This window comes from Buttiauxella sp. B2 (assembly GCF_006376615.1).
Lineage (GTDB): Bacteria > Pseudomonadota > Gammaproteobacteria > Enterobacterales > Enterobacteriaceae > Buttiauxella.
In genome coordinates, this window is the sequence record NZ_VEXQ01000044.1 from 1 (window position 1) to 12,435 (window position 12,435).

Annotated in this window: 10 protein-coding genes and 1 pseudogene; 2 read left to right on the top strand and 9 right to left on the bottom strand. The window is 50.8% G+C overall.

From position 1 onward, the window contains the following. Positions 1 to 391 precede the first annotated feature (391 nt). Positions 392 to 1,714 carry an MFS transporter gene (locus FH968_RS22830; protein ID WP_139883662.1) on the top strand — a complete coding sequence of 441 codons (1,323 nt, stop codon included), beginning with the start codon at positions 392 to 394 and terminating at the stop codon, positions 1,712 to 1,714. Between the two features lie 312 nt (positions 1,715 to 2,026). Then, on the top strand, positions 2,027 to 2,917 hold the full coding sequence (locus tag FH968_RS22835) for a LysR family transcriptional regulator (RefSeq protein WP_139883663.1): 891 nt from the start codon (positions 2,027 to 2,029) through the stop codon (positions 2,915 to 2,917). A gap of 6 nt (positions 2,918 to 2,923) precedes the next feature. On the opposite strand, the gene FH968_RS22840 is transcribed toward FH968_RS22835, so the two are convergent. The 9 genes and pseudogenes from FH968_RS22840 to FH968_RS23745 form a co-directional block, all read right to left on the bottom strand. Further along, positions 2,924 to 4,609, bottom strand: coding sequence for an electron transfer flavoprotein-ubiquinone oxidoreductase (locus FH968_RS22840; protein ID WP_139883665.1), 1,686 nt, complete (start codon positions 4,607 to 4,609; stop codon positions 2,924 to 2,926). 31 nt (positions 4,610 to 4,640) lie between these two features. Continuing rightward, on the bottom strand, positions 4,641 to 6,014 hold the full coding sequence (locus FH968_RS22845; protein ID WP_139883667.1) for an MFS transporter: 1,374 nt from the start codon (positions 6,012 to 6,014) through the stop codon (positions 4,641 to 4,643). A 54-nt stretch (positions 6,015 to 6,068) separates the two neighbouring features. Next, positions 6,069 to 7,265 carry a CaiB/BaiF CoA-transferase family protein gene (locus FH968_RS22850; protein ID WP_139883670.1) on the bottom strand — a complete coding sequence of 399 codons (1,197 nt, stop codon included), beginning with the start codon at positions 7,263 to 7,265 and terminating at the stop codon, positions 6,069 to 6,071. A 42-nt stretch (positions 7,266 to 7,307) separates the two neighbouring features. Further along, positions 7,308 to 8,471, bottom strand: a complete 1,164-nt coding sequence (locus FH968_RS22855; RefSeq protein WP_139883672.1) for an acyl-CoA dehydrogenase family protein — start codon at positions 8,469 to 8,471, stop codon at positions 7,308 to 7,310. A 10-nt stretch (positions 8,472 to 8,481) separates the two neighbouring features. After that, the gene (locus FH968_RS22860) at positions 8,482 to 9,324 is read right to left on the bottom strand and encodes a MaoC family dehydratase N-terminal domain-containing protein (RefSeq protein ID WP_139883674.1); all 843 of its coding nucleotides are present in this window, start codon (positions 9,322 to 9,324) and stop codon (positions 8,482 to 8,484) included. Positions 9,325 to 9,339: 15 nt separating this feature from the next. Next, positions 9,340 to 10,293 (bottom strand): electron transfer flavoprotein subunit alpha/FixB family protein, encoded by a 954-nt coding sequence (locus FH968_RS22865; RefSeq protein WP_139883677.1) that lies wholly within the window; start codon positions 10,291 to 10,293, stop codon positions 9,340 to 9,342. A 10-nt stretch (positions 10,294 to 10,303) separates the two neighbouring features. After that, entirely contained in the window at positions 10,304 to 11,053 is a 750-nt protein-coding gene (locus tag FH968_RS22870; RefSeq protein WP_139883679.1) for an electron transfer flavoprotein subunit beta/FixA family protein, read from the bottom strand. Positions 11,054 to 11,075: 22 nt separating this feature from the next. Beyond that, positions 11,076 to 11,873 (bottom strand): CoA ester lyase, encoded by a 798-nt coding sequence (locus FH968_RS22875; protein ID WP_139883681.1) that lies wholly within the window; start codon positions 11,871 to 11,873, stop codon positions 11,076 to 11,078. Between the two features lie 291 nt (positions 11,874 to 12,164). Next, positions 12,165 to 12,271: pseudogene (locus FH968_RS23745) on the bottom strand (IS5/IS1182 family transposase); the annotation flags it as partial. Positions 12,272 to 12,435 lie beyond the last annotated feature (164 nt).

The following is a 12,435-nucleotide window of genomic DNA, read 5'->3' on the forward strand; positions in this document are numbered from 1 at the left end:
TTATACACATCTCGCTTTTGTCCGTTCACCGCACGATTGATTATCTCTGTAACCAGAGTAAGCGGAGAACGTGTCAGGGGGATTCCATCTCCCTGACAACCCCAGCGCCCGGAAAATAACGTGTGAAAGCGGTAAACACTGGCCGCTCTTGTGCTTTTTTTACGTCGTTTTGCGACCCGCCTCTCCGTTCACGGTGCAATTCTGCTCAATTGCGTGATCTTCATATATAAATCATAAATTCATTTTTGAATTGATTTCCATTGTCAATTACATTCCCGATACACAAATTAAACATTTCATTCACCATGAGAGTGAAAGTAAGGAAGTCACATATCGTGCAATACCAGGGTTCTCACATAACAACATTCATCCATTAAAAAGGAAGAAGGCTATGCAACACACACACACACCGGGGCTGAATAAAGCCATAGCGGCATCCGTTATCGGTACCGTTATAGAGTGGTTCGACTATGCGCTGTACGGCGCGGCAGCTGGATTGATTATTAATAAGATCTTTTTTCCTGAACTGTCGGCTTTTTTAGGCACTTTGGCGGCATTTGCTACTTTCGCAGTCGGCTTTATTGTCCGCCCTTTAGGGGGAGTGATTATTTCGCATATTGGTGACCGTTTTGGCCGTAAGCCCGCGTTGATTTTTACCATTGCGTTGATGGGATTTGGTACCGTGGCGATTGGCTTGCTACCTGATTATCACCAAATCGGCATTATGGCCCCGTTACTGCTGGTGTTGATGCGTATGGCGCAAGGGTTTGGTGCTGGTGCGGAATATGCCGGGGCATTAACGCTTCTCTATGAATATGCCCCAAAGCGTTTACGTGGCTTTTATACCGCGTTACTCCAGTCTGCAACTGTGGTGGGTATTATCATGGCCAGCATTGCATTTTGGGGTGTTTCTCTGCTTCCTGAACAGATGATGACCAGTTGGGGATGGCGTATTCCGTTCCTGTCTTCGGCCGTATTGTTTGCGGTTGCTATCTATATTCGCCGTCATCTTGACGAAACACCTGAATATGTCGAGGCTATGAAGCAGGCTGAGCAGGAGAAAAAGGAGAATAAAATCCCACTGAAAGTTGTACTGACACGCTATCCGAAACAGCTGTTCTGGGGTTTTCTGGTAATGAGCGGCCATAATGCAAATGTGTATATTCTGAGTGCCTTCAGCATCAGCTATATGACCAACACACTCCACTTGCCCAAATCAACCGCATTAAGCGCGGTCTTTATTTCCGCCTGGTTTGGTGTATTTAGTACGCCAGTGATGGGATGGTTGGCGGATAAATTTGGCCCCGCTCGCATTTATATCTCTGCGGCGTTATTTACCGCTGTTTTTGCCTGGCCGCTGTTTATGTTTATCAATACCGGAAACGTGTTTTTGATTACGCTCGGTATGGCTATAGGTTTTACGTTCAGCTATGCCGGCATGGCCGGGCCACAGGGCGTATTGCTGGCTAACCTGTATCCAACCCGTTATCGTTTTTCTGGAATCAGTGTGTCTCGGGAATTAAATGGGATGTTGATTGGTGGCCCCACTCCGCTGATCGCGGTATTACTGGTCAAATTGGCTGGCGGTCAATCGTATTATGTCTCTACCTATCTGACTATTTGTTGCCTGTTGACTGCACTTGCTGTGGTGAAGCTTTACAACATTGCGTTCCAGCCAGTTAACATCGTTCCTGAAGGTGAGCAAAGCCATTAACTGCTTGCGAAGGTCTAAGAAATTGAAAGCCTGCTTAGTTTCCTAAGCAGGCTTTCAACTTCTCGCTGTATGTAACTCCTGTATATTCGATCACATCGCTGTTGGTCTTCTTTGCTAAAGAGAAGGTTTATAAACCGCTTTAACTTAATTGACCGGATGGGGAGGGAATCCAGGCGAATATCGCAAAAATACACTTCTCTTTTCCATGTTGCTGATCAATGTCACAAGCCGGGTATTCGATGGTGCGCGGTGATTTTTCCTTTCCCCATCAGGTGATAAATTCAATGCTGGCTGAAACAAACGGGTAACAAAATGCACTTCGATATTACTGATCTGAAATTGTTCCTTGCCATCAGTGAACAGCAGAATTTGACCCGGGGTGCGCAAAAAGCATATATGTCAGCCGCCTCTGCTAGCGTGCGCATGAAAAACCTGGAGGAGCGGATTAATCTGCGGCTTTTCTACCGCAGTAGCCAGGGAGTGAGACTGACACCTGCCGGTGAAACTTTTTGTCATCATGTCCGGCTTATCCTAAATCAACATGAGCGGCTGCACAGTGATATGCAGGAACATGTCAAAGGTATTAAGGGTCATGTGCGCATTTTTGCCAGTATTACCGCCATTGCCGAGTATTTGCCGCCACTGCTCAGTCAGTATCTGACGCAGTACAATGATGTGGATATTGATCTACGTGAGTACCCCAGCCCTGAGATTGTCCGCTCTGTGATTGACGGGACAACGGACCTGGGTATTGTGGCCGGTAATATCACGGCTGACTGCCTGGAGTTATTGCCGTTTCGCACTGATAAACTGGTACTTATCACCGCCAACGATCACCCTCTGGCTACTGTGAAAAAAGTTAGCTTTGCGGTACTGACCCACTACGAACAAATCACGCTGCCGGAGGGAACCGGCATGTATGAGTTCATCAAAAAGCAGGCTGAGGAGATTAACCGAAAACTGAAAATCCGCATTCAGGTGGGAAATTTCGAAACTTTTTGCCGCATGGTGGCTGCCAAAGTGGGGATTGGCGTAATGCCTTTTTCCGCCGCTTCGCGTCTGCAGCATCTCCACGATTTTACCATTATTGATCTGGATGATATTTGGGCGTTCAGAAAGTTGCATCTTTGTGCCCGCCGCTTTGACCAGTTGCCAGGTTTTGCTCAGCAGCTTGTCTCACTGCTGGTGCCGCAACCCACCTGAGCCACGTTACATCCCGTTGTAGTTCGGCCCGCCACCTCCTTCTGGCGCCACCCAATTAATGTTCTGGCACGGATCTTTAATATCGCAAGTTTTACAATGCAGGCAATTTTGCGCATTGATCTGTAAGCGTGGCGGTTGCCCGGTGCTGTCCTGCAGATATTCATACACTCCCGCCGGGCAGTAACGCGCCTCAGGCCCAGCATAGAAAGCATAATTCACCGTCAGTGGGATGGTCTGATCTTTAAGCTTAAGGTGTACCGGTTGCGCCTCCTCATGCCAGGTATTGCTGAGGTAGACAGAAGAGGGAATGTCGAAGGTCAGTATACCGTCAGGTTTCTCATACTGTTTTTTATGACACTGGCTGGCGGGTAGCAGCATGGTGTTATCAGGTTGGCGGTGCTTCAGTTGCCAGGGAGCTTTGCGGATGCCCAGTCGCGGTAGCAACCAGTGCTCAATAGCGGTCATCAGCAAACCGATAAGGCGACCCTTTTTGAACCACGGTTTGAAGTTGCTGGCTCGGGTCAGCTCCTGCCATAGCCAGCTATTCTTCAGATGTTGCTGATATTCTATCAGCACGTCATGACGCCTACCTGCGCTGAGGGCGGCAAAAATAGCTTCCGCGGCGATAATCCCACTTTTAATCGCGGTATGGCTGCCTTTAATACGGCTGGCATTGAGCGTCCCGCTATTGCAGCCAATCAGCAAACCACCAGCAAAGTGCGGAGTGGGCATAGAAGGCACACCACCATTATTGATGGTTCGCGCTCCATAACTGAGGCGTTTTCCCCCGGCAAGATACTGGCGGATAGCCGGGTGTGTTTTGAGGCGCTGCATTTCCTCAAACGGACTTAACCATGGGTTAGGGTAGTCAAGCCCGACCACCAGCCCGATGGCGACTTTATGGTTATCCAGATGGTAGAGGAACCCCCCACCAAAGGTTTCCGCGTCCATTGGCCATCCAGTTGTATGCATGACCAGACCTGGTTGGGACAAGTGTTCCGGGACTTCCCAAAGCTCTTTAATCCCAAGGCTGAAACTGGGGGGGGCTTTGCCTACATCTAACTGAAAGTGCTCAATTAATATTTTGCCAAGCTGGCCCCTGGCCCCTTCAGCAAACACGGTATAGCTGGCATGTATCTCAATGCCTGGCTGGAAATCTGTTTTGGGGTGACCTTCCCGGTCACGCCCCATATCCCCAGTGATGACTCCAATAACCGCACCATCGTCGTTATACAACACTTCGCTAGCCGGGAAGCCAGCAAAGATATCGACACCGAGTTTTTCCGCATAGTCTGAAAGCCACTTCACCAGATTGCCAAGGTTAATGATGTAATTTCCTTGATTGTGAAGGTTGTCCGGCACGAGCCAGTCAGGCAGTCGCCAGGCTTTGCGCTTTGATAGTAATAAAACGTCCTCGCTGGTGACTGCCTGTTTCAGCGGCGCCCCTTGTTGCTGCCAGTCTGGAATCAGCTCATTGAGTGCGCGGGGATCCATCACGGCACCACTTAAGATATGGGCACCAGCTTCAGAACCCTTATCTATAACGATGACCGAGAGTGGTTGACTGGCGGCAATAGCCAGTGTTTTTAGCCTGATAGCGGTCGCCAGACCAGCTGGACCCGCCCCCACAATCAGCACATCACAGCCCATGGTTTCGCGTTCTGAAGGGCTTGCGGAAGAAACATCTGTCATTTTTTGACTCCTGTAGTCTGCAGCAGGGTAATCAGAGCTGGGTGTCTGAAATCAGGGGGGCTTTTTTATTACGCAGGGCGGTCATCTCTTCAATCCTGCCATCGCCATCCAGCCAGCCGTGCTTCTTCAGATCGGGCAGCATCCAGGCAGCAACAAAGGAGAGGAAAGTCATGACTGCCACATAAATATAGAAATGACTCTCAGCACCGATAGATCGGGTATATAACGCGACATATTCTGCGGTCCCACCACAAATGGCGTTGCCGATAGCATAAGGAAGCGAAACACCCAACACCCGGATGTTTGCCGGATATAAATCCGCTTTCATCACTCCCGTCACCGGGGTATAGAAGCTGGCGATCAGCAACCCGGCCACGACCAGGGCCATGGCGGTCCAGATGTCATGTGCACCCTGTAGGGTTTGCATCAGTGGGATAACAAAGAAGGTGGCGAGTAGACCGAACAGCATCATGCTGTTTCTTGAGCCAATACGATCGGCAAGCGCGCCAAATACCGGCTGCATAATCATAAATAGCGCCAGTGCAATCGTCATGATGAAGCCGGCGGTTTCAGGGGACAGGCCAACAGAGAGGACGAGGAACTTCTGCATGTAACTGGTGAAGGTATAGAAGTAAAGCGAGCAGCCCATGGTGAGGAATAGTGTGACAACGATGGCTTTTTTATATTTCATCAGCTCCTTCAGGGTGCCAGCCTGTGCATTTTTGGCTTTCTTGTTAGCGATGGTCTCTACCATATGACGGCGCAGATAAACCACGATTATTGAACTCACCGCGCCAATCAGGAAAGGAATGCGCCAGCCCCAGGCCCGCATATCTTCGGGGCTAAGCAAAAATTGCAACACCGAGACCGTTAACAGCGCCAACAATTGCCCGGCGATGATGGTCATGTACTGAAAAGAGCCAAAGAAACAGCGCGTACCTTTGCGAGATATTTCACTAATATACGTCGCACCAGTACCGTATTCCGCACCAACCGACAAACCTTGCATTAAGCGTGCAACCAACAACAATAAAGGAGCACTGATACCGATAGTCTCGTAGGTTGGCAGGAAAGCAATCAGCAACGATCCGCCACACATCAGGAAGATGGAGATGATCATGGCAATTTTTCTGCCTTTATTATCGGCAATATAACCAAATATCCAGCCACCGATCGGACGCATAAAAAAACCAACCGCAAATATGCCAGCGGTGGCCATTAATTGTGTGGTTTGATTTCCATGTGGGAAAAATAGTGCGGCAAAATAGATCGATGTATAGGCATAAATAAAAAAGTCATACCACTCAACCATATTACCCGAGCACGCACTAAGTATTGATTTGACTCTCAATTTATTACTTATGTCATGCGTGCGCCCCTCGGCGATGTCAGTCGTTGTATTCATAAGGTGTGCTCCACAATAAAGAGAATATGAGGTAGATGTTTATATAATTAAGTGTCAGATGATGTTATTTGTACTCATCTCATTAATATGTTGCTGGCTGTAATTTAACTCTTTGAGGATTTTTCTCGTGTGTTCACCCAGCGCAGGTACCGCCATCATTTGCGTATCACTAATATCCCGGATACCCGGCGGTAACAGGGCAGGGACTTTCCCTACAGGCGTGGTTATATCAACCCAACGTTTACGGGCAGTCAGTTGCGGATGAGTCCATAGATCGCTGATATCACTCATTCTGGCATTGGCTATCTGGCTTGCTTCCAGCCGATTAATGAGTTCAGTGGCACTGAAGTCCCGGAACACCGAGACGATGATCTCGCGGAGCAGCGCGCGGTTTTTCACTCGTGAAGAGTTCTGCGCAAAACGGTCATCTCTTGCCAGCTCCGGGCGTTCGATTACCGTCTGGCAAAAGCGCTGCCATTCACGATCATTCTGAATGCCCATCAGAACAGATTCATCGCCCTGAGCCGGAAATGGGCCATAAGGGTAAATAGTGGCATGTGCTGCACCGGTACGGACGGGGGCTACCGCACCGTCAAAAGTGTAGTAGAGGGGGTACCCCATCCATTCCGCCATGCTTTCCAGCATCGAGATATCGATTCTGCGGCCTTTACCGCTCTGGTTACGTTGGATAAGGGCTGCGAGGATATTGGTCAACCCGTACATTCCCGCCGAGATATCGGCAATAGAATTGCCTGCTTTCGACGGTGCTTCCGGTGTGCCGGTGACAGACAAAAAACCTGACTCTCCCTGAATCAACAGATCGTAAGCCCGTTTGTCGCGATAAGGGCCGGGTTGCTGTGGGTCATCACCGTAACCGGAAATGTCGCAGACAATCAGACCTGGGTGTGCTGCCGATAGGGTGTCCCAGTCAAGCCCCATACGGGCTGCCGCGCCGGGTGCCAGGTTTTGCACAAACACATCTGCTTTGGCGATCAGTTGTTTGAGGATCGCGAGCCCTGTGGAGGTTTTTAGATCCACCGCGATGCTCTCTTTTGAACGGTTAGTCCACACAAAATGCGATGAAATACCTTTCACTCGTTCATCGTAACCACGGGCAAAATCACCAGTACCTGTACGTTCTACTTTGATGACACGCGCACCGTAATCTGCGAGTTGCCTGGTACAATATGGGGCGGCGATCGCATGTTCAATGGATACCACGGTGATCCCCGTCAAGGGTAACTGCTTCATATAAGGCCTCCGGCGTCAGCCAGAAAAATGGAAGTCGGGGCGTTAAAACGAGCGCGGCAACTCCAGCACATGCTCGGCGATATAGCTGAGAATTAGATTTGTCGAGATAGGAGCCACCTGGTAAAGCCGGGTCTCCCGGAACTTACGCTCGATATCATATTCATTAGCAAAACCGTACCCGCCGTGGAACTGCAGGCAGGCGTTGGCCGCTTCCCAGCTGGCTTTAGCGGCGAGATACTTGGCCATATTGGCCTGCGCGCCACAGGCGAGGTGCTGATCGAAGAGTTCGCAGGCTTTGAAACGCATCAGATTCGCTGCTTCCACTTCAATAAAGGCTTCGGCAATCGGGAATTGCACCCCCTGGTTCTGCCCAATAGGGCGGCCAAACACCTCGCGCTCGCTGACATACTTAGTGACGCGATCCAGGAACCAGTAGCCGTCACCAATACACTCAGCGGCAATCAACGTGCGTTCGGCATTGAGCCCATCGAGGATGTAACGGAAACCCATCCCCTCTTCGCCGATCAGGTTTTGCTCAGGGATTTCGAGGTTTTCAAAAAACAGTTCATTGGTTTCGTGATTTACCATGTTGGCGATGGGACGTACCGTCATGCCGCTTTGCATGGCTTCTTTGATATTGACCATAAAAATCGACATGCCTTCAGATTTGCGGCGTACCTCGGCCAGGGGCGTGGTGCGCGCCAGCAGGATCATCCAGTCCGAATGCTGTACCCGAGAAATCCAGACCTTTTGACCATTGATGACATAGCGGCCATCTTTTTTAATGGCAGTGGTTTTAATTTTGGTGGTGTCAGTGCCGGTGGTGGGTTCTGTGACCCCCATCGATTGTAGCCGCCATTCACCGCTGGCAATTCGAGGCAACCAGAACGCTTTCTGTTGCTCTGAGCCGTGACGCAGCAGGGTATTCATGTTGTACATCTGGCCGTGACAGGCACCAGAATTGCCGCCAGAACGGTTTATCTCTTCCATAATGATCGACGCTTCCGTCAACCCCAGTCCGGAGCCGCCATACTCTTCGGGGATCAAGGCGGCAAGCCATCCTGCCTGCGTCAGTGCATCTACAAAGGTCTCCGGATAGCCTTTATCTTCATCCACCTGGCGATGATACTCGTCACTAAAGTCGGCACACAGCGCACGTACCGCCTCACGAATCTCCTGATAGTTGTCCTGCTCAATGCTTTTCATTAAATTGCCCTCAGTTAAGTAATGCTGTTGCTTTCATGGAAAGTAAATTGTGCGGACCACAGGCCCACAGGGTGGCTTCATCACCATCAATACGGCCAGACAGTGTTATCGGGTCGGGGCTGAACAGCGGGGTGAGAGCCTTAAATTGCAGGCTACGGATCCTGATGCCCGGGAAGGTTTCCCGCAGCAGATTGACTAACAATGTGGCAGTTAGTGGCCCATGAACGACCAGCCCGGGATAGCCTTCGGCGTGCTTGACGTAATCGAGGTCGTAATGGATACGGTGGGTATTGAATGTCAGGGCGGAATAACGGAATAGCAGCCGGGGATCGGCAGTGATCTGCTGTGAGAACTGCGCTTGTGGCAGTACTTCGTTGCTGACGTGTCGCTGCACTGTAGCGCAAGATGAAGGTGATTCCCGGTAGACAATAGTGTGGACTTCGGTTAATACCTCCCGTTCCCCCGCGGTATAGCGGTGTTCCACGTCAACGAAAACCAGTTTTCCGCTGCGGCCATTTTTTTCGCTGAGCTGCTTTATGCGGGAGGTTTTATCGATCTGCTCACCCAATTTGAAAGGGGAGTGCCAGAGTAAACGGCTGGCAGCCCACATTCTTCTTGGTAAGGATACCGGCGGCAGGAAATGGCCTTTTTCAGGATGTCCGTCGGTTGCCAACGCTGAATGACGATCTGCGGGTAAAAAATAGAGCCAGTGCCACAGTTCGGGGAGCGCATCGCCTTCTACAAGGGGCAAAATCGTGCTGTCGAACATGGCGGCAAGACGGTTAGCTGGCCCCGTCGCAAGGTAATCAGTATCGTGCAGTTGCTCTGGATGCCATGAGGCTGTTGTTGACATAGATTTCCCCTGTAATTAGTGGCGTGATGGCAATTTTTCAATCAATTCAGGGACGGCAGCAAAGAGGTCGGCAACCAGCCCGTAGTCCGCTGCGGCGAAGATGGGGGCGTCAGGATCTTTATTTATCGCCACTACTACCGCTGACTCTTTCATCCCAGCGATATGCTGGATAGCACCGGAGATCCCCAGAGCGATGTAGAGTTGGGGGGCGACAATTTTTCCGGTCTGTCCAATCTGATAATCATTGGGTGCATAGCCTGCATCTACAGCCGCTCTGCTGGCCCCCACGGCGGCACCGAGCGTATCGGCAAGCTTTTCCACCACCTCCGCAAAGGCACTGGCGCTGCCTAATGCCCTGCCGCCGGAGACAATGATTTTCGCGGCCTGCAGATCCGGGCGGCTGTTTTGCGTGACCTGCTGGCTAATGAACTCTGCCTGTTTGGTCCCTGAAATGGCTTCGATGTGTTCAACGCGGGCGTTGCCCCCGTCGACGGCAGGCTCGAAGGCAGTGGGGCGTACTGTAATCACCTTGATCTTGTCTTCGCTACGGACGGTAGCCACAGCATTACCGGCATAGATTGGGCGTTCGAAAGTTTGTGGATCGATAACGGCAGTGATATCGCTGATCTGGAAAACATCCAGCTTCGCTGCTAAACGGGGGGCGCAATTTTTGCCAAAGGTGCTGGCCGGAAAGAGAATGGCCTGATAGGTGGTCTCTTGTTGCTGCAAAAACGTGCTGATCTGCTGCTCAACGTTTTCTGCCAGCAAATGCCCAAGAATGGGGGCGTCAACCATAAACACCGCCGCGACCCCACTGATTTGGCAGGCCAGGTGGGCGAGTGTTGCGATGCCATCTCCCATTACCAACAGGTGGATATCATCATCAATGTATTTCGCCGCTGTAACGGTGGCGCGGGTTGACGGTAACAGCGTACAGCCATTGTGTTCAGCAATAATTAAAGAGGGCATGGTGGTCTCCTTAGACAACTTTTGCTTCGTTTCTGAGCTTGTGGATAAGGGCATCAACATCTGCGACAAGAATGCCGGGCGCTCTTTGGGAGGGTTCGCTTATTTTCAGGGTGATGAGCCTTGAGGTGGGATCGATGCCAAGCTGCTGCAAAGCAATTTCTGTCAGGGGTTTCTTCTTAGCCTTCATAATATTGGGCAGACTGATATTGCGCGGGGTGTTCAGCCGTAGGTCGGTGGTTACCACTGCTGGCAGACGCAGACGCAGCGTCTCCATTCCACCGTCCACTTCCCGCGTCACCTGCAGCGCATCACCACTGAGCGTGAGGGCACTGGCATTGGTAGCCTGCGGCCATGCCAGCAGGGCGGCAAGCATCTGTCCCGTCTGGTTACAGTCATCATCAATCGCTTGCTTACCAGCCAGGATGAATGCGGGTCGCTCGGTACCTGCGATAGTGGCCAGTGCTTTTGCTATTGTTAACGGGGCGAGCAGGCTGTCGGTTGACACATGAATACCACGATCGGCACCTAGGGCCAGTGCCGTGCGCAGCACATCTGTCACCCTTGCGCCTCCTATGGAAACAACAATGATTTCGTCAATCAGGCCTTGCTCTTTCAGGCGAACAGCCTCCTCAACGGCAATCTCATCAAAGGGATTGATACTGAGCTTACTGTCGGCTATATCAACGCCGGACTGATCGGGCTTAACGCGAATTTTGACCTTATGGTCAACCACTTGCTTGATGCAGACTAAAACTTTCATCGTGAACTCCCGCTGTCAGAGGTTATGGCAAAAGATGATGCGCCAGAATTTTCTTCGCTTTTTCCAGCACCGGTTTGTCTACCATTAACCCGTTGTGGTTGAGCGCACCAAAGGCGGATTCGCTGAGGTGGACTATGTCTTGCGCCCAGCGGATCTCCTCAGCGGAGTAGCTGAAAATTTCATTCACCAGGGCAATTTGCGAAGGATGGATACACAGCTTGCCGCCAAATCCCATCTCGCTGGCATGGCGGGCGCTGGAGGCGGTTAAAGTGTTTTGGCGAAACTCGGTGGTTACACCGTCTACTGGGGGGAGAAGCTCAGCCACTCTGGAGACCAGCGCCAGCTCGGTACGGACAGCAATTAGTGTTTTTTCATCATCAGCCATACCTGTATCCAGGCTGAAATCGAGCGTACCGAAGACCAGCCGCTGCACGCCGTTAAGCGCGGCTATAGCCCTGACATTCAGAACACCTCTGGCCGTCTCAATGATTGGTAGCACAGGTTTTCCCAGCGTAGTCAGAGGATGGATTTTGCTGGTATCTTCTGCTTTCGGGAGTAGCACGCCCAGACACCCGGCATGCCTGATAACATTGAGGTCTTCACTGTACCACGGGGTATCCACAGCATTTATCCGCACCCATGCCTGCTGCTGGCTGGCGAAAAAGGCCAGCGCATTCTGGCGAGCGAGCTGTTTGTTGCCTACGGTGACGGCATCTTCCAGATCAATAATCACCGCATCGGCCCCACTGTTGAGGGCTTTCGTAAAACGCTCAGGTCGGTCGCCGGGTACAAAAAGAAAGGAACGCTGCACAGCTGCCATGGCTGTCTCCTGGTTAAACAATCCAAATCGGATGCTTAACAGGAATAGGGAAATTACCGGTTTTACAGAATTAGTTTTTACCTAATCCCCATTTAGGCAGGGCTAAAAATACACGGTTGGCCAACCATGGCGGCTTGAGCATTATCGGTGGCATAGGGTTGATGATATGAAGGCAATAGACTGAAAAATATTGGTTTTCTATTGTTTTGTTTCAGCGAGGAAATACAAAAAAACGGTGTTTGTAAAATAATTTTTAATGTAGTGTTTGTGTTGCGTGTCGCAGTTGTTATTTTTCTGTGTTTTGCCATCAGCTGTCAGATGTAGTTTTCGCCAGATACGTCGTCGCTCTATGCCGTGCTTTTTGACTTTCCCCCATCTTCACCGAAGACTTTCAGTCCCGCGTAAACAATAAAGCCCTGAGCAGTCGCGGGATTTTGTATCAGTAAGCAACATTCGGATGCACAGGAAAGCACAAAAACAAAAAAGCCTGCTTAGGAAACTAAGCAGGCTTTCGAATTTGGCTCCTCTGACTGGACTCGAACCAGTGACATACGGATTAACA